At 38.3% G+C, this 23,786-nt stretch carries 17 protein-coding genes; 2 read left to right on the top strand and 15 right to left on the bottom strand.

The window, feature by feature from the left end; translation table 11 throughout:
• Positions 1-99: 99 nt before the first annotated feature.
• Positions 100-3,108: a beta-phosphoglucomutase gene (gene pgmB, locus UYI_RS0117695; protein ID WP_016867980.1), complete on the bottom strand. Its 3,009-nt coding sequence runs from the start codon at positions 3,106-3,108 to the stop codon at positions 100-102.
• A 178-nt stretch (positions 3,109-3,286) separates the two neighbouring features.
• Positions 3,287-5,701: a sucrose synthase gene (locus UYI_RS0117700; RefSeq protein WP_016867981.1), complete on the bottom strand. Its 2,415-nt coding sequence runs from the start codon at positions 5,699-5,701 to the stop codon at positions 3,287-3,289.
• A gap of 532 nt (positions 5,702-6,233) precedes the next feature.
• On the opposite strand from UYI_RS0117700, the gene UYI_RS0117705 reads away from it, so the two are divergent.
• Positions 6,234-6,605: a hypothetical protein gene (locus tag UYI_RS0117705; protein WP_016867982.1), complete on the top strand. Its 372-nt coding sequence runs from the start codon at positions 6,234-6,236 to the stop codon at positions 6,603-6,605.
• Positions 6,606-7,188: 583 nt separating this feature from the next.
• Here the strand turns inward: UYI_RS0117705 and UYI_RS0117715 are convergent.
• The 8 genes from UYI_RS0117715 to UYI_RS0117750 form a co-directional block, all read right to left on the bottom strand.
• Positions 7,189-8,304 carry a glycosyltransferase family 4 protein gene (locus UYI_RS0117715; RefSeq protein ID WP_016867984.1) on the bottom strand — a complete coding sequence of 372 codons (1,116 nt, stop codon included), beginning with the start codon at positions 8,302-8,304 and terminating at the stop codon, positions 7,189-7,191.
• A 279-nt stretch (positions 8,305-8,583) separates the two neighbouring features.
• Positions 8,584-9,411, bottom strand: a complete 828-nt coding sequence (locus tag UYI_RS32855; protein WP_016867985.1) for a glycosyltransferase family 61 protein — start codon at positions 9,409-9,411, stop codon at positions 8,584-8,586.
• A 28-nt stretch (positions 9,412-9,439) separates the two neighbouring features.
• Complete coding sequence (locus tag UYI_RS38340; protein WP_016867986.1) at positions 9,440-9,760, bottom strand: hypothetical protein; 321 nt, start codon at positions 9,758-9,760, stop codon at positions 9,440-9,442.
• A 466-nt stretch (positions 9,761-10,226) separates the two neighbouring features.
• Entirely contained in the window at positions 10,227-11,657 is a 1,431-nt protein-coding gene (locus tag UYI_RS0117730; protein WP_016867988.1) for a sugar transferase, read from the bottom strand.
• A gap of 275 nt (positions 11,658-11,932) precedes the next feature.
• Positions 11,933-13,099 (bottom strand): endo-1,4-beta-xylanase, encoded by a 1,167-nt coding sequence (locus UYI_RS0117735; RefSeq protein WP_016867989.1) that lies wholly within the window; start codon positions 13,097-13,099, stop codon positions 11,933-11,935.
• A complete protein-coding gene (locus tag UYI_RS0117740; protein WP_016867990.1) occupies positions 13,089-13,847 on the bottom strand; it encodes a WecB/TagA/CpsF family glycosyltransferase in 759 nt (252 codons plus the stop codon). Before UYI_RS0117740 ends, UYI_RS0117735 begins: the two co-directional genes overlap by 11 nt.
• A gap of 165 nt (positions 13,848-14,012) precedes the next feature.
• Positions 14,013-15,110: an exostosin domain-containing protein gene (locus UYI_RS0117745; RefSeq protein WP_016867991.1), complete on the bottom strand. Its 1,098-nt coding sequence runs from the start codon at positions 15,108-15,110 to the stop codon at positions 14,013-14,015.
• A gap of 153 nt (positions 15,111-15,263) precedes the next feature.
• The gene (locus UYI_RS0117750; RefSeq protein ID WP_016867992.1) at positions 15,264-16,370 is read right to left on the bottom strand and encodes an exostosin domain-containing protein; all 1,107 of its coding nucleotides are present in this window, start codon (positions 16,368-16,370) and stop codon (positions 15,264-15,266) included.
• A gap of 95 nt (positions 16,371-16,465) precedes the next feature.
• Between UYI_RS0117750 and UYI_RS36215 the strand changes: the two genes are divergently transcribed.
• A protein-coding gene (locus UYI_RS36215; RefSeq protein WP_157226360.1) for an IS630 family transposase occupies positions 16,466-17,546 on the top strand; the annotation gives its coding sequence in 2 pieces (ribosomal slippage) (positions 16,466-16,941 and positions 16,940-17,546; 1,083 coding nt in all).
• 116 nt (positions 17,547-17,662) lie between these two features.
• Here the strand turns inward: UYI_RS36215 and UYI_RS0117765 are convergent.
• From UYI_RS0117765 to UYI_RS0117785, 5 genes are all read right to left on the bottom strand, one after another.
• Positions 17,663-18,811 (bottom strand): glycosyltransferase family 4 protein, encoded by a 1,149-nt coding sequence (locus UYI_RS0117765; protein ID WP_016867993.1) that lies wholly within the window; start codon positions 18,809-18,811, stop codon positions 17,663-17,665.
• Between the two features lie 105 nt (positions 18,812-18,916).
• Positions 18,917-19,813: a glycosyltransferase family 2 protein gene (locus tag UYI_RS0117770; protein WP_016867994.1), complete on the bottom strand. Its 897-nt coding sequence runs from the start codon at positions 19,811-19,813 to the stop codon at positions 18,917-18,919.
• 54 nt (positions 19,814-19,867) lie between these two features.
• Positions 19,868-21,121, bottom strand: a complete 1,254-nt coding sequence (locus tag UYI_RS0117775) for an O-antigen ligase family protein (RefSeq protein ID WP_026086024.1) — start codon at positions 21,119-21,121, stop codon at positions 19,868-19,870.
• 173 nt (positions 21,122-21,294) lie between these two features.
• Positions 21,295-22,248, bottom strand: a complete 954-nt coding sequence (locus tag UYI_RS0117780) for a hypothetical protein (protein WP_016867996.1) — start codon at positions 22,246-22,248, stop codon at positions 21,295-21,297.
• Between the two features lie 169 nt (positions 22,249-22,417).
• The gene (locus UYI_RS0117785) at positions 22,418-23,770 is read right to left on the bottom strand and encodes a flippase (RefSeq protein WP_016867997.1); all 1,353 of its coding nucleotides are present in this window, start codon (positions 23,768-23,770) and stop codon (positions 22,418-22,420) included.
• Positions 23,771-23,786 lie beyond the last annotated feature (16 nt).

Here is a 23,786-nt window from a genome sequence, read left to right on the forward strand (position 1 = left end):
TCACCGGCCCCTGGTGGGGATTAGGGGCAATGGGGAGGTGGGGAGAAATTCTTCCTTGTCCTCCTTGTCCCTGATCCCCGATCCCCCATCCCCGATCCCCTATCCCCGATCCCCTATGCCCAATTCATTCAACTTGGCGTGTAAATCACTCCAATGAACGCCTGCTAAACTTGGTAGGACAATGTGAGCAGCACCAACCCGTGAAGCGGGGCCGAGTCCGATTGTCCACATCCCACCAGCTAAAGCTGCCTCAATGCCTGCTTCTGCATCTTCCACAACTACAGACTGGGATGGCTCAAGTCCTAACTGGTTGGCAGCATACAAAAATAGGTCAGGGGCAGGTTTGGGGCGTTGCACACTATAACCGTCGGCGATCGCATCTATGCGGTTAGCAATACCCAGTTTCTCGATCACAGTTCGAGCATTTTTACTGGCTGAGCCAAGGGCAATTTTAATTCCTGCTTGCTTTAATTCATCAAGTAAAGTGACTACACCAGGTAACAAATCCTGCGGTGAGATGTTTTGGATAGATTCTACATAATAACGATTCTTACGATCCATCATCTCTTGCAGTTGTTCTTCTGAATACTTTCTATCCCCCACTATACGTAGAAGTGATTCCCGACGAGATACACCGCGTAAAGCTTCGTTAGCCTCACGGCTGAAGGGTAATCCTTCTTCATCTGCCAGTTTTTGCCAAGCAAGATAATGGTATTCGGCTGTATCTGTTAATACGCCGTCTAGGTCAAAGATAAAGCCTCGGATATCTGGTGACATTGTTGTTGGTGGTTGGTGGTTGGTGGTTGGTTGTTGTTGGTTGGTTGTTAACCATCCCCCTTCTCTCCCTTGTTCCCCTTCCTTTATCGTCTCGTCCCCGATCCCCGTTGTCCCTACCCGAGTTACCCGATCCCCAATTCCCAAGTCAAACTCGTGCCATTTACCGCGCCACATTAACTTGAACTTCAGGCGTGTCCATCCAGGGGGTAGGTGAGGATTGGCTATGGGTTCGCTGTCTCCCATTTGAATACCGCCAAAACCTAAAACCACTGCTTGCCAAATGCCACCAGCACTAGCCCCATGAATTCCGTCAGGGGCATTACCCCGGACATCTTCTAAATCGACTAATGCTGCTTGCATAAATCTTTCGTAGGCTTCTGTTGTTTTGCCCAAGTCTGAGGCCAGGATGGCATGAATTGCTGGGCCGAGGGAGGAACCATAACTAATATCGGTACGGGGTGCGTAATAATCCCAGTTGGCTTGCAAAGTGTGGGGGTTGTAGGGAGATTCCTGTGATTGTCGCATCAGGTACAATAGCATTAACACATCTGGTTGCTTGAGTACCTGCCGTTTGTTGCCTTCCTCGATACCTAAGATCGCTTGGATAGATTTAGTGCGTGGTTCGTAGTCTTCCAGATTAATATCTTGCAATTGGAAAAATCCCTCAAATTGCTCAATTAGCCCGGTTGACTCGTCGTAGGGAATCCAGATGTTGGTAATGATATCACTCCAACGCGATCGCCTGCCGGCACTTAGTTGCAGTTTATCTTCTAGTTCTGTGGCTTTGTCAGGGAAATTTTTGTGTAGCCAGTCATAGATATATAGTGCTTTTTCTAGATGCCATTGCACTAGTCGGTTGGTAAAGGCGTTGTTGTGGACGAATTCATGATATTCGTCAGCACCAATCACATCCCGAATTTCGTATCGTTCGTGTTTGGTGTTGTATTCTACCCGACTACCCCAGAATACAGCTGTATCGAGAATAATCTCAGCGCCGTAGTCCCGCATCCACTCGTCGTCGTTGGTAGCCTGCCAGTAGTACCATATGGCATAAGCCACATCGGCACTAATATGAATTTCGCGATCGCGACACCAAATCCGAATATCTTCACCGTAAGGATCGTTAGGGGGCAACCATCGAGGCGTTACTTCATCACCACTATCAGCACTTTCCCAGGCATACATTGCTCCTTTATACCCGTAATGTACTGCCTTGCGCCGCGCTCCGGGCAGGGTGTGATAGCGATAAGTTAATAAATTACGCGCTAGTTCTGGTTGGGTGTAGATAAAGAAAGGAAGTATAAAAATTTCTGTGTCCCAGAAAATATGACCGCGATAACCAAACCCCGAAAGTGTTTTAGCTGGGATACTGACTTTATCATTATTGCGCGGGGCAGCGATCAGTAACTGAAAGAGGTTGTAACGCACAGCTAACTGGGCTGTCACATCTCCCTCAATCACTATGTCACTTTTTTGCCAAACTTCTTCCCAAGCTTGGGTATGGGCAGTTAACAAGAATGAGTAGTCTGGCAATTGGGCGAGTTTATCACAAGCAGCTGTGACTGGGTTTTCCTGATGTTGAGAGGTAAAAACTGTCACTAATTTATCTACTGTCACAGTTTGTCCAGGGGAAGCGAGGAAAGATGCACTGAGTGTAGGATAACCAGGGGGACTAGTGACTTGCAGCGAAGCTTCTACTCCGGATATTTTTATACCAGTAGCCATACCAAGTTGAATCCGGGAGGAACGGGTACGGAGGTTTAACCATACTCCTGCTTCTGTCTTTCCTTGATCCAACCATTCCCAGTGGTTAAAACCCTGGTTTTCTGGGTAGCCATTAATACTAGCTTGTATCTCGATCGCACCTGCAAAATCAACTGGGGTAAGTTGACAACGCAGGACAAGAACGTGTTCGTCTGCAAGGCTGGCAAACCTTTCAAAGTGAATGTCTATTGTCTTGCTATTGGGACTGCGCCAACGCACGCTGCGGTTGAGAATTCCCCGACGCAAGTCTAACTTGCGCTCATAACTTAATATCTCGCCTTTTTCCAGACGGAAGCGATCGCCATCAATCATAATGGCAAATGGCAACCAGTCTGGACAGTTGGCTAGTTCGGTATAGACAATCGGAACTTCATCGTAAACACCGTGGATAAAGGTAGCTGGTAAGGCATGAGAATAGCCTTCTTCAAAGCTACCCCGTGTTCCTAAATAACCATTACCGATGGTAAAAACTGTTTCTCGGTAGCGAAACTGATCGGGTTCAAGCTGGGTTTCCCTGACAGTCCAATCTGTATAGGTGAGATGCTGGTAACGTCCTGTTGTATCCATCGTCGCTGCTGTTACTTAGGAGACTGAGGGGTGGTTAGAGGATCGGGGATCGGGGATCGGGGACAAGGAAGACAAACCAGATAAGGGAGAATTTCTTCCGTGTTTTATACTCCCTTACTCTCTTCCTAATACATGAATTTGGAATTTTGAATTGATATGTCCTCCTTCTGCCCGATCCCTATCTTTGCATATGCTCTTCTAAGATTTTTTCGGCTCTGGGTTTAAAGACCAGATGATATAAAGTATCCACGTAGCGTAGTAACGCTTCGCGGTTTTCTTTATTCAAAAAGTCCCAGAATCTATAAATTTTAGCGAGTAATAACAATTGTTTGGTATGCATTTGCCAATTATATTTGTTACGGACTCGCTGGATAACCCGTTCTGAAATTTCGTGCCAGTGTTCAGGATGAGTATTGCACTGGTCTAGAAATTGCAGAATTTTTTTAGTCGTACCTTCTAAGTCTGTAGGGTTGATATGAAATTTACACTCTCCATCATCAATTAATTCTGCTGCACCACCAAATTCAGTAGCAAATGTTGGTAAACCAGAACTCATGGCTTCCAGGATCGGTCTGCCAAAGGCTTCAAAACGGGCAAAATGGACAAAAATACCCTGACGATCTGCTATTACTCGGTAAATTTCACCGAGTTCAGGTTTAGGAAGGCGCATTCCTACCCAGCGAATTTGGCCCTGAAGATTGTACTGATTAATAAAGCTGTGGATTCTTTCCAGTTCTGTTGCTTCTTCTGAGTTAGTAGCTTCAGATAAATGCAACTTATTGGTTACGAGAATCAGGTTACATTGCTTTTGCAAAGCCTGACTTTTACCAAAGCATTCTACCAAACCAGAAAGATTCTTCACTGGGGTGATATGAGCGATCGCACAGATCGGCCGTTTGTTAGGGTCATCTAAATGACCAAAGATTTGTGAATCTGAACTACTAAAAAGTAGCTCGTTAACCTTTTTACGTAGACTCTCGTCACGTCTTTCTATTTGGTTGTAGGGGAAAAAGATATTTTCGTCCGCTCCCGGTGGTACCAAATTGAACTTGGGACTAAATAAGTTAATGCCATCAACTACGTGATATAGCTGAGGCATGGAAAATATTTTATACGACTCGTATTGACCAAGAGTGTCTGGTGTACCAACAATTTCTTGATAAGACGAGGTAATAATAAAGTCCGCTGCATTCATGCTGATCAAATCAGCGGTAAATTGGGCGGAAAAGTGATACTGTTGCTCTAGTTCTTGCCAGTAGAGGTTACTAAATAAATGTTTGGGTTTTTCTAAAGAATGAGCGACATTGCATTGCGTCACGTTTAAGCTACGTGATAGCAAAAAGGCAACTAAATTACCATCGCTGTAATTACCAATTATTAAATCAGGACGTTCCCCTAACTGGGTCAAAAGTTCTTTTTCAGCATCAACAGCAAATGTTTCTAGGTATGGCCAAATCTCATATTTAGAAATCCAGTTTTGGGTGACTTTCGGATTGAATTCTCGGAAAGGAACACGCAATATCCAGGCGTTTTCTGTTCCCTCTATTTTTTCCAGGCGCAAGTTACACTGGGTTCCTTCACAGTTGGGGATGAGGCGAGTGAGAATAATTACTTGCGGTTGAATATCTAGTGAATCGAGTCCTGCTAATTTAATGTCTTCACGAATTTGATGTTCTAAACTCCGCGCTTGTTCTAGCACATAGACGACTTGACCTAGAGTTTCCGGTCTACCTACAGAATCATCTTGACCGATCCAGCCGTGGATGGAAACGAGGACGACGCGAAAAACTGCGGGAATACGAGCCACGAAGGCTTCGAGGATTGCTGGTTCTGGAGTCTCAATCAGCCGATCAAATAGTTCTAGAGTTTCACGTACTCGGGAGGCGGTGTTACCCCAACCTGGTTCTAAGCCAAGGGCTTGTAGTTGTTCGTGAAAATTTTCGTAGGGTTCTTCAGGTGGTCTTTCACCGATGATTTTGATGGCTTGTTTAATTTCTTTGTAGAGTTGTATGCCTGATTTGATGCGATCGCCAATCAGCAACTGTTTGTGATTATATTCCAATCGATGTAATGTATCATACAATACATTTAACCAGTAGGCGCGATCGTGCAATACCTGACTGCACAGATAACGATTGAGGAATGCTAGACCTTGACCAATGTTTCTGGGGTCATCGATGGAGGGAATACCTCTATCAAAAGGATGAAAGTTGATTTCGAGAATCGGAGATTGGTAGCGGTCGACAAAGCGATCACATACATCAAGCAGTGCTTGTGGTGTTTGCAGTTCAAAGTTACTCGTATCTGCTGATAACAACCGCCAAACTTCTTGACTACCTATCCTGGGCCGTACCAGCAACCAAATATCATTTCCTTCCAAGATTATTTCATGAGTGTAGTGAATTAGTGTTCCTAAAGAAGAAGAGTGAAAAAAGTAGGCAGGCTTTTGGAATTGGTGACAGTAGTCAGCAAAAGCTTGCAAAATTTCATTTCTCAGGAAATAACGCTTACCCGAGGCGCTCAACTTAGAGATTAATTGACGTAGAATCGTTTTTTCGTCACTACTTAAAACAGTTTGAATCAGTTCATACATGGCGAATTCCTGCACTCGAGCTTGCCTACGACCTCAGTATTTCTCCTCGACAAATTTCAAGGGGCAGGCTTGAAAAGCTTTATCTACTTTCTAACGTTAGCGCATTATTGTCTCTATTCCTGTAAATAGGCAAAAATTGAGTCACTAGCAGTATATATATCTGAGGTAATAATCAATCTAGATACAGAAGAATTAATTTATTGAGTAAATAAAAAACAGATATACATTAAGAAAAGTATCTTATTTGACGTTCTGGCTGACGCAACTTCTAATTTTTAATTTTCAGTTTTTACTAATTTCACCTACTCACACATTTTCTTAAACTAGTGTCAAGTTTTAATTTTTACCACTCGTTGACTAAATTGTGTGATATTAAATTTATTTAAAAACAATCAAACTTAATAAAATAAGTATGTAGAAATACAGTTTTATATATATGTCGTATTAGAATTGAGCTAAAAATCATCTACAAGTTTCAGGCACTATCTAATACAACTGCATTACAAATATACATAGAGTTTGGATAAACACAATGAATAGAATTCTTGCTGTTTTGGTGATTGCAGCAACTGTGACTGGCTTATCTACCAGAGTTCAAGCTCAATCATCTAGTTCTAACCAACAGGGATATACCTTATCAGGTGATTCACTGACTGGAATCACTGATCGAACAGCTGAGAATGACTTTGCAATATTTTTTGACCAAGGACAAAATTTAGTTGGCCAAATTAACAACAATACTAATACTGCTCAAACCACTCAACAAATCAATAATCCTGTGCAGTTACAGAGAATTCTCAAACCGCGATCGCAGACAAGTGGTTCAGAACTGATCTTACAACCTGCCCAGTCTAATACTAACGGTAATGACGGATTGCAATTACAGGTGGATGTGCGGGAGTAGATGTGTTGTTGTCACGATTTTAGATTTGAGACTTTGGATTGACTCTGCGGAGCAATTCGCTTTCCTGGAAATTTTGACTTTCTTAGTTTTTGCAGTTTAAATTCTTTTTGCCAGCAAATTAATTCACTCTCATCAATCTTTTAACAAAACATTAACAGAAGGTAAAGGTGATAACAATGACGGTAATTATTGGTTTTTCTATTTTGTGCTTTCTTGGGATTATTGGCTTGACACTTTTAGCAGAGTTTTTCTTCTACGAAGAAGAACAACAGTTCTAGTAGTGTTCAATGTTAGTGTTCGCTCTAAGTAGTGTCACAAGAGGTATTTTTAACACGGATGTACTGATTTAGTATCTGTTTATCCCTATAACCGTGCTACCTGTGTCGCGCTGTGAGGAGAGAAAGCTTCCTTCATTAATTGTTGGAAGCGGCAGTAGCAAAAAAAGATTTCCCCTCCCCTCCTTTTTTTTGCTCTGTATCTCTCTTCACCTACCCAACCTTAAAACTTGCAAACACGGGTTCAGATGAAACCACCTTGTCCTTTTCAAAGAAGCTTAGGGAAATAAAACAAAATTTTTTCTTAATTAAGAAACTCCTAACATTACATCAGCAATTTTGGTGGCAGTTTTCTCCCAGGAAAAGTTTTCTAGGCAGTACTTTTGACCTGCTTCTCCCATAGCCTTTAATTTATCAGGTTCAGAGAAAGCATGACAAATGGCATCTGCAATTGCTTTAGGTTTTGTTTCATCAACTAAAAAGCCGTATTTACCATTTTGGGTGATTTCAGGTAAAGCATTTCTATTAAGAGCAAGAATAGGAGTTTTACAAGCTAAGGCTTCTAGATAAACAAGTCCCCAAGGCTCATTCAGAGATGGCATAGCAAATAAAGCCGCTTGATTAAATAAATCTTGCAGTTTTTTTCCTCTCGTCTCTCCATATACTGTCAGATTAGGAATTGAGTCATTCAAATGCTTGTGATTTTCCTGTCCGACGATGATTAGTTTGATCTCAGGATTTTTCCTTTGTGCAAGTTTGAATCCTTCTAGTAATAGCTGTCCACCTTTATCTTCAAATCTACCAGAGGCAACGAAGAGAATTTGACCATTTGTGTAGTCTTTCTCTCCATAAAATGGTTGTATATTTCCTAGACCAGATCCAACAACTGTAATCCGATCAGGATTGATATTGTAGTGGTTGATCAGAGAATCTTTAACATATTGAGAAAAAGGAAAGAAGTGCTTGACATGACTAAAAGCTTGGATGTCCAATTGTTCATGCACCTTACGGCCTTTTTCAGTATTACGATTAGCAAGTTTTGTATCGTACTGATGCCATATATAAGAAGTAGTGTCCAGAAGTAAATAATGTTCCAATCCTGGAATTTCATTTACAGGAAGGTCTAACTGTCCCATATGCAGAATTTTCTGACATTCCAAATACCTTACTTTTCTTTGAAGAATTTTAGAACATTGGTTCCGAAAAACAGGCCCTCCAAAGTAATCAGTACCCAAACCACGCATTCGATGGATAAACTCAAGAAATTTTTGTTGATATTTATTAAAGCCTGTAGAAATACCAATGGTATTCACTCCTAATTTCTCCAGATTTTTAATTATATTGCTTGAGGTTCCTGACCAAGCTTTTGGGTCTGTTGGATCACTCCAATGAGTTACAATGACATCTACTACAGTCTTAACCATCTTCTACAATCAATTACTGTACAGGACACTAAAAAAACATCACCTTAGATATTGTTCTTGATATTACCCAAGGCTCAATTGACTAAATTTAAAAATATTAAAATAGACCTCTTGCAAAAATAAAAAGAAACCCTCCCCGTCCCTAAGCGAAGCGGGGAGGGAGCAAGATTTCTTCACCCTGATCAAGGGGGGATTGAGGGGGGTGAATTCGACTTTTGCAAAAAGTCTAATATCCTTTGAGGACTTTTTTCTTGCCTAACCAATTATGAAATTATCTTTCTACACTAAATTTGCTAATTTACATATTCTTTCTAACTTATTAATATTAACTTTCACATTTGAGAAATGCGGAATTGTGGAATTATTTGGAATTTTTTCACCTATCATATAGAAATAATTAGCTTTAGAATAATTTGCTAGAGCATAAAAATGACCATCTAAATAACCAAAAGGGAAAATTTCAATGACTGTTATACCTTTTCTAATAAATAGAAGATTTGTTAAAGCAGAACCACAAACTGAAATTATTGCATCTGCGTTGTAAAAGATTTCAGCTTCTTCCTGGATTGTTCGACCATCCATTGATAATGCTTCAAAGCCTATATTCTCTAAATATTCTATAACTTCATGATCATTGATTACCGCCCGATGTTTTACCTGACCACGTTTTACATATAAACGTTTTGGATATTTACTATTTGAATAATTTTCCTTAGGCAAAAAGAGATTTCTTGCTAGTTTGTAGCCTAAACTGCTTGGATATTGATGACCACCATTTTGTATTTTTCTGTTAATTATACAAGTTATTGCTCTGTCAGCTTGACAGGGAAAATCAACTATTCTTTCTTTTTTTATACCGAGTGCTGCGAAGGTTTCTATTTTGAAATCTGTGATTTCGCCTACGTAGTAATAATCGATTTCTTGTTTATCTATAAACTTCCAATATACCTCAAGCATAGGTAAAGTATATATAAACCAGTGTCCATAAATTTGAGGAGAGCCATTTGATAAATAGGCAACTGTTCCTTCTAATTTTGTAAAATGGACAGATAATTCACGTCCGTATATTGGGAGTTCATTCAGGCTGATATCTCTCTCATATATCACATTTAGATTTGGATCTAGTATGTGATTGTTACAAAAAAAACCCTGGTTTTGTAGTATCTATTACTATTGCTTCAATTTCATCTTTAAAAGGAGTAATAACTCTTAAAAAATCACCTTCCAGACACTTAGCTTCTTGAATAGGAATCTCTTGCTGATGAACTAATTTATAAATCTTTATCTCTTTGTCATTACCAAAATACACATCAACATTATCAATGCTGACTGGTATAACTCCTTTTGCAAGAGGTTTTGATAGAACATAAAGCTTAAATAGATATTTAAGCTGACTATATAATTTTAAAATCGTATCAATAATATAGTTTCTCTGAAAATTATTACGACTTTTCATCAACTTTTGTCTTTACATAAAAATTAAATGTATAGCTTTTGCTAAGCGATAGAAGACTAAACAAGCTTTAGAGCTTCTAAAGCTTTGGACTATGCTGTTTTTGTCTGGTTCAAGGTGAAATTGAAATTGTAAGCTAATATTTTTTAGCGAACATAGAAATATATTGCTGCTTTAGTTGTTTGACTGATTATATACCAATCAGAAATTATGTGTGAGAAAATACCGAACTTGATTAAAGTAAATTTACAAACAAACATCTTGGTGTAGCAATGCGGGTACACTCACTGGGTAAATATGATCAAATACAGCCTGAAAGGGCCTTTGACAGCGATCGCACGCAGTCAATATGCTGCTTTTGTGGATAAAGCACGACAAGATTCATTACTGCTGAAAAGCTAGTAGAATGCTGTATTTGATACTTCACCAATGGCTAACAATAAGCGTTGAAGTGCAACTATAAAGCTTTCTAGTAAGCACCAGTCTTGTGCAATACGACATTAACAGTTTGCAGTAAAATCTTTAAATCAAGCCAAAGTGACCAATTTTCAATGTAAGTCAGGTCTAATTTTACGGCATCTTCAAAGTTATCTATATCAGAGCGCCCAGAAACTTGCCATAACCCAGTGATACCGGGAAGAACTTCTTGTCGGATAAAGTGTTTGGTTTTGAATTTTTCGACATCTCTCATAGGAAGAGGCCGGGGGCCCACAAGGCTCATTTCTCCAAGAAAAACATTAAATAGTTGCGGTAATTCATCTAGACTGTAACGACGCAAGAATTTACCAACTCGGGTAATGCGGGGATCATCCTTCATTTTAAAAAGAACACCATCTTTAATTTCATTCTTGGCTTCTAAAGTTGCTTGTAACTTTTCTGCGTTAGTAACCATTGTCCGGAATTTCCAAATCTTGAATTTCCGGCTATGTAAACCAATGCGCTCTTGCCTAAAGAAGACTGGGCCAGGAGAATCTAATTTAATTAATATGGCAATTAACGCGTAAATTGGAAAAAGCAGCAACAGCAAAATTACAGAACAACAAAGGTCGAAACACCGTTTTACCCAAAAATCACTACCCGTAATAATCGGTGCTGGAATTGTCATACAGGGAACTTCACCAATCATCCAAAAAATAGATTTAGGATGACGAACTTCACTGTCAGTTGGTAGGATGCGCAAGGTAATACCAGCTGTATGGAAATTCCAGCAAACATATAAACGATTTTTAATTGCACTCCAAGAAACAAAAGCCTCTACGATTCCTTGCTCACGCAGATATTCAAAAGTTGACTCTCGGTTACATAAATCCAAGCAGCTAGAGTCAGCGATACCTTGGATTGTGTAGCAATTTTCTTTTTCGATGATTCTGACATGATTTTCTTTGTCTTCTCTTTCTGTAATTAAAAATATGGGATGACGAATTGCTCCTTTTTTACGCAATAATTTAGTAGCAACATCAAATAAATAACGACCGATACAGATAAATAGCAAGGATGACAACCAAAAAATCAAAAAAGTTGAGCGGGAGACGTAGTGATTTGGTTCGTAGAGAAAAGCAATGAATAAAAGTAATACCTGTGATAGAGTTACGGCTTTGATTAGTCCCGGATAGTTGCGACGTTGAATACCTGCTTTGTATAGACCTTTTGTGGCAATCATGACGATTACCAAAGCCAGGGTTAGGATTATAAAAGAAGGTTTTTCTGTCCAAGGAGAATCTAGTGGTGTTCCATAAATTATGGCTAAGCTCCATGCTGAAATGAGGGCAGTAATATCAAGAGAAATGAGTGTTATTACTCGCCAAAATCTAATAGCTAATCCTCTCTGTATCCTCGTAGCTTTTGCGCAGCGCAAGTCTGGCTTGAAGCTAACTACTGGCAAAAAAGATTTAGTAGTCATAGCTGCTGTTCCTCCTCATAATTGATTAGACCACTCTGGATTGAATAGAAAATTAGAAATTTTCACTTAACAAATGGAACTAGGAACAGACCTACTTATCGCCCTGTTGTGTCGAACCTAACTTTAAATTTTTCAGGACTTATGCACACTCTACGAATTCTTGGCGTTCTTGGCGTCTTGGCGGTAGCCTACGGCAAGCCTATGAGCGCGTCTACGATCAATTAAGCTTTTTGGCAACTTTTGCGTAAGTCCTATTTTTGAAAGTTGGATTTGATTTAACGTTTCGATGCTCGATCAAATGCCCTTGCGATCGCATTCCATGCCAACTTGGGTTTGAGGTTTGAGTCAAATGGCAAAGCTCTTATTGCTAGACCGTCGGAGCGGGGAGCATATTGTGCAAGCCAAGTGTGACTATCACTCAATCCCCAATTTAATACTGCAATCACAGCTTTTTCATCTAGAACCACTGAAAGATAGTCTTCATAAGCAGCAGCCACAATGCGATCGCGAATTTTTAAATCTTTGGGCAAATTTTGATCTCTTACATCTAGTTCAGTAACCAAAATTTTCAGATCAAGACTTGCAACATCAGCTAAAAATTTCCGTAATTTTTTAGGATTGAAACGAGTTTCGTGACCATATAGATGTGATTGAATACCAAAACCATGAACTGGCGTTCCTCTAGACTTTAAACGCTCTAGCAGTTTCAAAATTGCACCTCTTTTTGCTTCATCTTCGGGGGTGTCATATTCTAATCCGGTATCGTTATAGATAAGCATGGCTTTTGGATCTGTTTCAGCAGCAATCCTAAAAGCAAGCTCTATGTAATTTGGTCCAAGAAAGTGTAGCCAAGGTGAGTTTCGCAAGCCGTCAGAGCGTTTGTGATCTATTTTTATTGCTTCATTGACCACATCCCAAGAATGGATTTGTCCGGCATAATGTTTTGTAACGGTCGTAATGTGTTCTACCAAAAATTTTTCTGCATTCTGGCGATTCACAACTTCCTCAAACCATTCAGGTAAAGCTTCATGCCAGACTAAAGTGTGTCCTCGAAAAAGTATCCGATGAGTGCGGGCAAACTTAGCTAACCAATCACCAGCAGTAAAGTCAAATCTATTAGGAGTAGGGCGTAAAAAATTCCACTTGAGTTCCCATTCTGGGACTAAAATTCCACACTGTTGAACAAAACTACTTACTAATTTTGGATTTGATTCCAAAAGATCCCGTCTCGTTGCTGCTCCATAGATGATTCCTTTAGCCGAAGCACGCTTTTTTAAAGGCGTATAGGCAGTTAGTTTAAAGTTTCTTTTTGAGTTATCGAGCGATTGGATCTGGTGACTTTCGTATCCAGCCTTAGCTGTTGCGATCGCCCCTATGCTTGTCAGAGTACCTAAACTGAGCCATAAGGCTTGTCGTCTAGTTACTAATCTTCTATTTGGCATTGACAATCTCCCGTAAAAATAGCCCAGCTACGAACCAAGGTTCTACTAGGTAACGTCTCCAAAGCCTTTTCGGCTCACTTAATAGGCGATACAACCATTCCAAACCCATTTTTCCCATCCAACGAGGCGGAGTCGGAATAGCTCCAGCTACATAGTCAATACAAGCACCAGCAGTCAATATAGCGTTGGTATGAATATGCTCTATGTTGTCTAAAATCCAGTATTCTTGACGTGGCATACCCATTCCTACCATCAACACATGAGGTTGGTAAGTATTAATTGCAGCTATAGTCTCAAGGTTTTGCTGACTTCCTTGACGTATATTTATATAACCGTGGTGAACAGCAATTTCTAAACCTGGAAACTTCTCGCGTAATATTTTAGCTCCTCGTTCTGCAACTCCTGGTTTAGACCCCAAATAAAATACACGCCAACCTTGATTAGCTGCTTCCGCCATGAGCGGCCACACCCAGTCAGCATAAGTAACTCTTTGCTCTCGCTTAAGTGGAAAACCTAGCAGCTTTCCCAGAAACACCAAAGGCATACCGTCAATGTGGGCGTAGTCAGCCTTGGCATAGAAGGTTTGCATTTTCGGATTGTGGTGGTAAATATAAAGGCTATGCAAATTGTGATTGGCAATAATCCATTTTTTATTTTGTTGTATAGATTCTGTAATTAATGAATTGAGTTCAGGAATAGAAAGTGCATTTAATTGTACACCTAGAAATTTGTAGGGCAATTGCTTCATGATTACCTCTATAAATATTTGCTTGATATCTAACAATTAAGAATATATCAAAATATACTTTTTTGTTGTGCCTATTAATTTAAATCTGGTTAATTGTGTTAACAACTAACCAGATTTAAATTAAAAAAATAATCTATAATGAAATATTTAATAACAGAATTAACATCATTTTTTGAAATACCTTTCCGGAAAGTGCTGCCAAAAATTAGTGAAAAATCCTTGGGTAGATAACCATTCTTTCCATAGCCTCCGACACTCATACTGTAAATCTACAAATTCTTGAGGCGAAAGATTTTTGTGAAATTCCAGAACTCTTTGTGCAATCTCCGGTAAATCTTTACTATCTATCCAAATACAATACTTTTTCCAGTCAATTTTGAAGTCATAAGGTAAAACACAATCAGTATCGACGAAGATAGGAATGCGTCCACAGCATAATGTTTCAAAAAGTCGTATAGAAAAGTTTCCTCGACCACGACAGCAGAGGATATAGTCGCTCTCAATAATGTTACGTAAATATTCCATACGGAATTTTAGCTTTTGCTGTAGGTCATTGGCTTCAAAGAATGCCATATTTTCTCGAACTACAAAGTTTGTCTCAATTTCTGGACTTTCGCTTAGATACTTTATAGCCTCCATTCGTAGGCTATGTCCTTTATATGGTGAAAATGATGTTCCACCGTTTTTCAAAACTACACCCTTATGGACAATTTCCTTAAGCTTAACTTTCCAATTAGTGTTATAAGCATAACCATTAAACCCAACGACGGGCTGTGCTTTTTTTGGGCGAATGGGAAGCTCATTTTCATGATAATGCTCAATCAAGTCTTCATAAACTGCATTCATGGCGAAGTCACCAGGACCTCTTTTAGAAGCTAATAGCGATTGACGGAAGACAAAAGCGTCTTTAATTGGAATTTCTTCATGTGAACAATCGCTAGCAAAAAAGACAATCAAGGGCTTTTTTGCTTGCTTCACCATTTCTGCAAACTGAATACCGAAAGACATGGCCGAGCTATTAATTTTGGCAGTCCATGTATTTCCTCTAACATCTAACCAGTCGAAAGGCAAAATGGCAAAGTCTGCTTTTTCTAGTGAAGTTATTTCAAATAAAGAGTGACTAATGTTTGCATAATGAACTATAGACTTTGACCAAGGAGCTACATCATGATCAGCAGGAGAAGACCAAAAGGGTTTAAGTATAGTGACAGGGCGTAAAGCTTTGGGCAGGTACTGTAAATCTGAGAATATCTTTAGCTTCATAACTACTTCTATTTTTTCAGTCGATTCATATTTCAGAATGAATTAATCACATTTTCAAAAATAAGGCTGTGAAGTAATTAAATTTAATTACGTCACAGCCTCAACATTCATCTTATTACCGTCTTTGTGGGACGGTGTAACACTTCTTAGCGATCAAAGCTGAAAATGTTGCCAAAAGTTGTTAAAGAATCCTTCATAAGATAACCAATCTTTCCACATCTGCCGACAATCGTATTGCAGTTCTACAAATTGTTCAGGTGAAAGATTATTGTGGAACTCTGCTACTTTTTCAGCAATTTGCGGCAAGTCTTTACTGTCTACCCAAACACAATATTTTTTCCAATCAATTTTGAAGTCATAAGGTAAAACACAATCAGTATCGACAAAGATAGGAATGCGTCCACAACACAATGTTTCGTAGAATCTGAGAGAAAAGTTTCCTCGACCACGACAACAAAGAATATAGTTACTCTCCACCATATTTTGCACGTATTCGAGACGCACTTTTAGTTTTTCCTCAGGTTCTTTAGCTTCAAAGAACGCCATTTTGTCGCGAATTTTAAAATTAGTCTCAACTAAAGGACTATTGCTAAGATACTTCAAAGCTTGATTTCGCAAGCGATGTCCTTCGTAGGGTGGAAAAGTTTCTCCATTAGTGACCAGCATTGCTCCTTGACGAATTAAGTCCTTAAACTTTATTGACCAATTACCTTGATCGGCACAACCATCAAATCCCACAATAGGCTTTTCCTGCTTTTGGCGTATGGTCAGCTGGTTTTTTAGGTAATATTCTACTAAGTCTTCATATAATGCAGTCATGACAAATTCCTTGGACTGCCTTCTAGCACCTATGAGGGACTGACGAAAAATAAAAGCATCCTGAATAGGAATATGTTCATGAGAGCGATCGCCACAATAAAAAATTATAATTGGTTTGCCAGCTTGCTTTACCATTTGGACAAACTCAATCGCTAAAGCATATGCTGATTCATTTCTCTTCGCTGTCCATGTGTTCCCAGAAACGTCTAACCAATCAAAGGGTAAAACAGCAAAATCTGCTTCTTTTAACGAAGTAGTTTCAAAAAAAGAGTCACTTATCTTTGCATAATTAGCAATTAATTTATCCCAAGGAGGAATATAATAGCCTCTGCTTTCTAATTGAAAATTTTTTGTATATTCTGACCAGAAAGGTTGGATGAGAGAAACAGGATAAACTCCTTCAGGAAGATATCGCGGATCTGAAAATATCTTTATTTTCATCCTATTGTTTTATTAATTTTATATAGGAATCCTATTTGATTTTTGAAAAAGATTACGAGAAAATACGGATAAGTATACAAGTGTAAGAGTAGACAATGAGAAATCAGCATCTACAAACTGCATCACTGCCACTGGGAGTGGCAACTGCGATCGCAGAACTGCAAGACTTTATCGCAGCTTGTCGCGATGCCCGTGAAGCAAGAAAAGCTTTGGCAGTCAAGTTGGTTTACCAAGATTACTTGTACGAAGAGATTCAAACAATTTTAGATGTGTCTTTAGGCTCGATCACAGGTTGGAAGCAAGCTTACGAGCAGGAAGGAATCAATGGACTCAGGTTAAACTACAAAGGACGAAAAAGCCATCTGAGTCACGAACAGCGAGAAGAAGTGTTGAGTTGGTTACAAACGAAGGACTATTGGGAACTGGGAGAACTGGAGTATAAACTAGCCTTTGAGTATGACATCGTTTATGAGTCAAAACAAAGTTACTACGACTTATTTGATGCAGCTGCCATCAGTTGGAAGAAAACCACAAAGCTAAATCCCAAAGCCAATCCAGATGCTGTTGCAGAAAAAAAAAGAGATTGAAACATTGTTAGCAAGTAACCGTTCCGAAATTGAAGCCGGACTTTTGAGAGTATTGTTAATTGATGAGTGTCATTTAATGTGGGGAGACTTAAGCGGTTATGTTTGGGGGAGAACTGACCAGGAAATCACAGTTCCAGTCGTAAATGAGCGAGATAAGCAAACATATTACGGAGCGGTTGACTATCTTGAACGAAAATTACTGCTGAAAGCTTACGACAGGGGAAATTCAAAAAATACTATCGATTACCTGCAATATCTGCTAACTGAGTCTGGGGATCAGCGATTGCTGATTTTTTGGGATGGTGCTACTTACCACCGTTCCAAAGAAATCCAAACCTTTTTAGACGAACTTAACCAAGGTTTACCACCAGAACAATGGAAAATTCACTGCGTTCGTTTTGCTCCTAATTGTCCAGAGCAAAATCCTATTGAAGATATCTGGTTGCAGGCTAAAACATGGGTGAGACGTTTTTGTGCCTTGATTCCAACATTCTCTCATTTAAAGTGGATGTTTGAGTGGTTTATTCGACACACTACCTTTAATTTCGCTACTCTTCAGATGTACGGAGTTTTTTCAAAAATCAAATAGGAGTCCTATAGTTCTTGCATAACTAAGTAACCATATTTTAAAACTCTTGATATCTCCATGTTTAAAGTTTATACAATCTTATCAAGCAACTAGCCTTTTATTTAGCTATGTTGAATTTATCCTCTCGTCTCTTCCAAAATTTCAGCAATTGCTCTTGCTCTTGCTAACCACGAATATTTTTCTTTAATTAGAGTATATGCAGCTTCTGCAAGCGGTTGATATTTTTCCATGTTGGATGTTGCATCTAGTATCGCATCAGCCACCTCTACAGTCGAGTATCCTGTCACAATCAAATGCTTTTGATTACAGAATTCTTCTAGTCCCCTCAAACCCTCTGGAGTTGATACAACTAATTTTTTGCTAGCAAAAAAATCTAATGCTTTATTGCGAGCTCCACCTGCAACAGCTTGTTTGGGAAATGGTAGCAATCCTATATCTGCATACTTAATATAATTAACAAAATCTTTTCGCTCTGGTAAAAAACCAACAAAAGTAATATTTGCTGGTAATGGTTGGTCAACATCACTCACATCACGACCAATCACCACAAAGTGAACCTTTTGCTCATGAGATTCCAGGTGTTTAGCAACTTCAATAGCCATAGATACAGACATGTCGTTACTCGGAAATTGAAAAGTTTTAGGAGCAACAACAACTACTATCTTGGCTGGTCGCCTTTGTTGGTATGGGTCTGGGGTCTGGGGAAACTGTTCGTTTAGTAAGTCTTCAGCAACTCCATTGCCTATACAGTAAATCTTACTGGGTTGTCTACCATACCATTGCTGGATCAGTTTGGGAGTTGATTCACCTGCGGCAATAATAGGATTACCAGAAAATATCAGCACTCCCTGAGCAATATATGTCTTAATTAATTGGAAAAATTCCTTAAAAGGATTAGCAACAGAAGATAAGCGACTCCAGTATTCATAGGCAGAAAAAGTGTGAAAATCCAAGACAAGAGAGCAATTTTTCTGCTTTGTGGTAGTCAATGCAATCAAAGATGTTATTCCAGGTAGTGTTTCTTGTGCATATACAACATCAGGACGAAACTCTTCTATGCATTTTTTAATTGTCTTGACATACGAAGGAATACTTCTTGAGCCAATAGAGACTGAAGGTGCGTAGTTAACTGCTGAACAATCTAAGCCGACTTGATAAAGCTCAAACTCTTTACTAAGATATTGTCCAAGGTAAAATGGTCTTGTAAACGCACCAAAAGGCTGACTAGAATCAAGAGTGGAAACAATTAATAAGCGTTTACTCATAATTTTATGGTTGATAAATTTGCTTAACTAATCCAATGCCCCTGAGTCTTAATTGATTGAATTTTATACAGTCGTGAATATTGTTAAACGTGAGAGCGAATTTTTTTAGATTTTCGGTTGAACTTCTTCACAAAAAGCAGAAGATGCACTTAAATCTCTGTAACCAATGACTGCGCGTAGATATGGTAAGAACCAATAAATAAACCAAAATGGGCCAGAATGTCGTTTGGTAAAAACAGTCCATGCTTTAATTGGATAACCCTTAGGTTGAAGCAGTTTTGTTAAGCGTTTATGAACCGGAAGCTTGGTATCGACCCAACTCCCGCTAACAGAATTTTTAGAGCAAGTACCTATGTACCCAGGTGCTATCCATACTGAACATCCCAACTTCCGCGCTCTGAGTCCATAATCTATATCTCCCAATGTATGGATGAAAGCAGAATCCAAATTACCTACTTTTTGGGCAACAGAATTAGGAATAAGTACACAATTGCCATACATCGTATCGCACTCTTGAAGTTCCCCAGTTGGCTCTACAAACTCATACTTATTTGAGTACCAACGCTTTGAACGCATAGCACCTCCATAAGTTGCTTTACCTGTTAATGGATCTCGAGTCGAGCCAACCATGATGGCATCAGGATGACCTTGTTGTGTAAGATCATAATGATTAGTAATTAACTTAGTCAGGGCATTAGGATCAAGTAAGGTGTCGTCATTCAACCAAAGATAGTAATCGTAACCCTCTTGAAGAGCTGCGGCAAATGCTAAGCGCATTCCACCTACCCAAAACAAATTTCCATTGCCTTTTATAATTTTTACTGAAGAATACTGTTGTTTGACTGCATCCGATGTACCATCAGAACAACCATCATCAACCAAATAAACATCAAAAGTCACATTTTGTTGATAAAGTTTTTGCAAACATGTCAAGGTTGTATCTCGCCTGTTGTAACAGGTGATTAACACAGCCAGTCTTGTATACTCTATTTCGCGTATCATATGTACTTAATTATTCTGATGATTGCAAATAAAGAATGCTAGCTAAAGTAGCAATTATGCTTGATTTAAAGAACTAATTAACTGAACTCGCCTGATTTGCTTGTACTCAACTGCTGATGAAAAGGCTATTGATACATAAATAATCCAGAATACACTATTAGTTGACATAAATGTAATCACTTCACTAGTATTAACTAGCACATTAATTCCCAAAAACATAAACATCCAAAAGGTTTCTATTTTTCTAGTCATAAACAAGATATTGACTACCCTGTATATTACTTTCAACATGTCAAATACAAAAAGAGATAACCCCAAAAAACCAAGTTGCACAAATAGATCAATAAAGCCATTATGAGCCTGAAAAGGTTTTTGGGGATCTATATCTTCATGCCGTAACCACGTATTACTGATGACATCATAAGAAGCATCACTAGTCCAAAACGCATTATAACCATAACCTAAAAAAGGACGTTCTAAACCTTCCTGTATAGTTAATGCCCATAGTGGAGTACGTCCATTAAACTCAATATCTTTGCCTAAATAATTAACTACTATTGATTCTAAATTTACTAAAATAAAAGTAGATATAATAGTTAATAGCAGTACTGCAATCAATAGAATAAAAAATCTATTTTTTCTTTGTTTTACAATCATGTAAATTGGAAAAGCAAAGACAGGATAAAGAAAAACTATTAATCCTGTTTTACTATTAGAAAGCACAAGTAGAATTAATGAAATTAACAGTAAAATAGAAGCGAACCAGCGATTACAACGTTTGTCTAAAATATTAATCAAAAAAATTGAAGCTAAAAAACCCATGAAGCGACCCATGTGTTGCTTGTGAGCATATATACCTCTCCAAGATACTACATCGTTGACAACATGAGTGCCAACAGAAGGTGCAGCAAAGCCAACAATTATACAGAAAAATATAGATATAATTCCTACCCAAGACAACAAGTTTAGCTGCTCTCTTGGTGTGTATCGCGAAGCCAAATATAGACCAAATAAAGTTGAACGTACTAAAGCTCTGACTTGTTCTACTGTATCACCTGGACTGTGAGACCAGAACACTGAAAATACACCAATTATAGTCAACAACATTAGAGTTTTGTCTGTGGTAGCAACATATGCAATACGCTTCCATTGCACACTAACTAAAAGAATTACAATTCCATAACTCAGGGCATTTGTAAGAGTTCTGACTGCATCTGGTACTACTACTGTTTCAGCAAAGAAAAGCAAGAAAATAACGCTTGCTATTTCCAGCTTTAATAGCAGAGAAGTCAATAATTTGTTTTTCAATTTATAAACTCCGACTGTTGTCGTTAGATTCCACAATTTTTATCTGTACCAGGTTTTTAGATTTAGTATTGATTTAACTTATGGAATAACAGGTTATTCCACATGCTTAAATTTTTGAGTTTGGAAATACTTAAAGATTTCAAAATTAGGACGAAAAATCTATAGTTTTATCTTTAATTATTTGATTCAGTCTTCATAATTTTTTTCTTAATAACCGCCTTTATAGTTGTCAATAAATTTCCATATTCAAAGAAAGTTTTTTGCATGAATCTGTCAGATTTTAAATCACGAATTATGTATGGTGGATGTTTGAGAGGAAAACTAATTTGTTCTGTGGGCATATTAGCATAAGTCTTAACAAAGCTACCCTTGGTATGCTTTGTATGAGTTGCATTATTGCCAAAACCAATATTAGAAATCAGATTATTATTTGGGACAATACTTAGTTGGTTCTGAAGCCAGCAATTAAAAGTCCATTGATAATCCCATACAGTATTAATGCGACCGTCGTATGTATCCTGAAAGATTTGCTGCCAAAACTTAACAGATTTTGAGTCTATAAGTATATCGTCTAGGAATCGACTTTCTTTAATTTCTGGCCAGAGTTTCATGTCAAAATCAAAGTTTTGCCATGCTCGTCTCCAAGTCGCCCAACCCCAACAGCGATTATAAATAGAGAAATAATAGCTATAGTCTGTTCTTTTTCGCCCTAATTGTACATTTTGACCAATAATTGTACCAATTCTTTGATCGTATCTATATCTCTCAAGCAAGGTTTCACAAAATTGAAAAAAGGTAGGATGAGGCAAACAATCATCTTCTAAAACTATTGCCTCTTCCACTTGATTGAATACCCAATCTAAACCACTAGGAAGACGCTTTGCACAGCCGATATTCGCCTCAGAGTAATTTTTGATAACTTCACATTCCCAATCAACACGGTCAATAATTGCACGAGTAGCTTTGCACTTTTCTGATTCATCAGCACGGTCTTCCCTGGGTCCATCTGCTATGACAAATAGTTTTGGTGGTTTCGCTTGGCGAATTGCTTCAAACACGGGTTCGGTGGTATGCGGGCGTTTGAAGATAATAAAAGCTACTGGAGTTTTCAGACGAAAATCAGACATTATAAATTACCCCAAAATTTTTATCTGAATCTATTTGGATATAGAAGTACAATATTATTTTAATTATTTTAAATATATATTTTAAAGCTTCAAAATAAAAATAACTAAACCATAGGCATTTTCATCCCTTAAATATGCATTTAAAATACGAATGACTATCTAATTAAGCTCATTTTTTTCTAAATACTCTGGTGTAATTCAATAATCTTTTAAACAAGCTTGGTAATACAAGTGCTTTTGTTTGTTTAATAAAAATTATTCTTGTTTGTGGTAAAAATAGATATGAAAAATATGAAGCAACACATTGAGCAACTAGTGAAGCCATTGCTGCTCCAACACCACCATAACTTTTAATTAAGAAGTAGTTCAAAACTATATTTATGACTGCACCGTTAGCACTTGTGATAAATGCAAAGGGCATTAAGTTTTCTGCTGTTGTCCATAGACTACTTACCAAGCCTAAGGAAACGAATACTCCAGTCCAAATATGGATCACAAGTATAGCACCTGCGTCTGCATATTCTTGACCATACATCAAATTGACAATTTGATGAGATATTAATGACACAATTACACCAACTGCCAAAGATAGTATCGTGAGAAAGTCCAAAACTTTTTGTATCTGCTCATAATATGACTGTTGACTTTCTTGTCTGGCTTTCACAATTGATGGGAATACTGAATTTGTTATGGCCATTGGTATGAAATACCAAAGCTCTGATATTTTTACTGCTGCTGAGTAGATTCCTACTGCCTGATCACCAATCATTTGACCTAACATTAACTGATCCGTTCGCATATAAATCATGATGACAAAACTCGAAAGAATCAGCGTCCAACTATCTTTAAGTAATTCTATTGCATATTTACAGCTAAACTGCCATGCTTGTATAAAATAACCTTTCATACGGTACGCGACTACAAGCCCTAAAGCACTCAAAGCAGTTTCAGCGGCATAAGCCCAAGCAAACATAAGTAATGGAGCTTGGATTTGGATTAATACAATCCGCATACTACTAGCTAACACCAAACCTATATTCTTAGACCAAACCGTATATTTTGACTTAATTTGGGATTGGAACCAATAATCAATTACGTAATAAGATTCAAAAAACATTCCTACAGTCATGATTCCAACCAGTTGGTGGGTAAGAGTCTCAGTAGGACGAAGTATGATAATTATTGCAATTGACACAAATATGATTGTCACTTGGGCAAAGACCTTCAGAAAGAAGGCTGTACCCAATATTTCATCTTTACTATTTGGTTGGCGGACAAGGTTACGAATAACAATGTTATCAAGCCCGAGATTGGCAACTGTGTTGAATATCGCAGTAAAAGCGATCGCATAGTTGAAAATACCAAAATTTTTTGGTCCGAGGTAGCGAGCTACCCATACTCCTACTAATAGTCCTGTACCCATTCGCAGGACTCTATCAGCTAACAGCCAACCTGTATTACCAATAATCTTTTGTAGGTTAGGGCTGAGTTGATGGGTAATTCTTTCTATTTTTTTGAGCATTTTTATGCTTTTCTAA

The sequence above is a fragment of the Fischerella muscicola PCC 7414 genome (genome assembly GCF_000317205.1).
GTDB lineage: Bacteria > Cyanobacteriota > Cyanobacteriia > Cyanobacteriales > Nostocaceae > Fischerella > Fischerella muscicola.

Bases quoted from the DNA above. Each gene is read 5' to 3' on its own strand.
- pgmB (WP_016867980.1), bottom strand. From the start codon at position 3,108: ATGGATACAACAGGACGTTACCAGCATCTCACCTATACAGATTGGACT.
- UYI_RS0117700 (WP_016867981.1), bottom strand. From the start codon at position 5,701: ATGTATGAACTGATTCAAACTGTTTTAAGTAGTGACGAAAAAACGATT.
- UYI_RS0117705 (WP_016867982.1), top strand. From the start codon at position 6,234: ATGAATAGAATTCTTGCTGTTTTGGTGATTGCAGCAACTGTGACTGGC.
- UYI_RS0117715 (WP_016867984.1), bottom strand. From the start codon at position 8,304: ATGGTTAAGACTGTAGTAGATGTCATTGTAACTCATTGGAGTGATCCA.
- UYI_RS38340 (WP_016867986.1), bottom strand. From the start codon at position 9,760: ATGAAAAGTCGTAATAATTTTCAGAGAAACTATATTATTGATACGATT.
- UYI_RS0117730 (WP_016867988.1), bottom strand. From the start codon at position 11,657: ATGACTACTAAATCTTTTTTGCCAGTAGTTAGCTTCAAGCCAGACTTG.
- UYI_RS0117735 (WP_016867989.1), bottom strand. From the start codon at position 13,099: ATGCCAAATAGAAGATTAGTAACTAGACGACAAGCCTTATGGCTCAGT.
- UYI_RS0117740 (WP_016867990.1), bottom strand. From the start codon at position 13,847: ATGAAGCAATTGCCCTACAAATTTCTAGGTGTACAATTAAATGCACTT.
- UYI_RS0117745 (WP_016867991.1), bottom strand. From the start codon at position 15,110: ATGAAGCTAAAGATATTCTCAGATTTACAGTACCTGCCCAAAGCTTTA.
- UYI_RS0117750 (WP_016867992.1), bottom strand. From the start codon at position 16,370: ATGAAAATAAAGATATTTTCAGATCCGCGATATCTTCCTGAAGGAGTT.
- UYI_RS0117765 (WP_016867993.1), bottom strand. From the start codon at position 18,811: ATGAGTAAACGCTTATTAATTGTTTCCACTCTTGATTCTAGTCAGCCT.
- UYI_RS0117770 (WP_016867994.1), bottom strand. From the start codon at position 19,813: ATGATACGCGAAATAGAGTATACAAGACTGGCTGTGTTAATCACCTGT.
- UYI_RS0117780 (WP_016867996.1), bottom strand. From the start codon at position 22,248: ATGTCTGATTTTCGTCTGAAAACTCCAGTAGCTTTTATTATCTTCAAA.
- UYI_RS0117785 (WP_016867997.1), bottom strand. From the start codon at position 23,770: ATGCTCAAAAAAATAGAAAGAATTACCCATCAACTCAGCCCTAACCTA.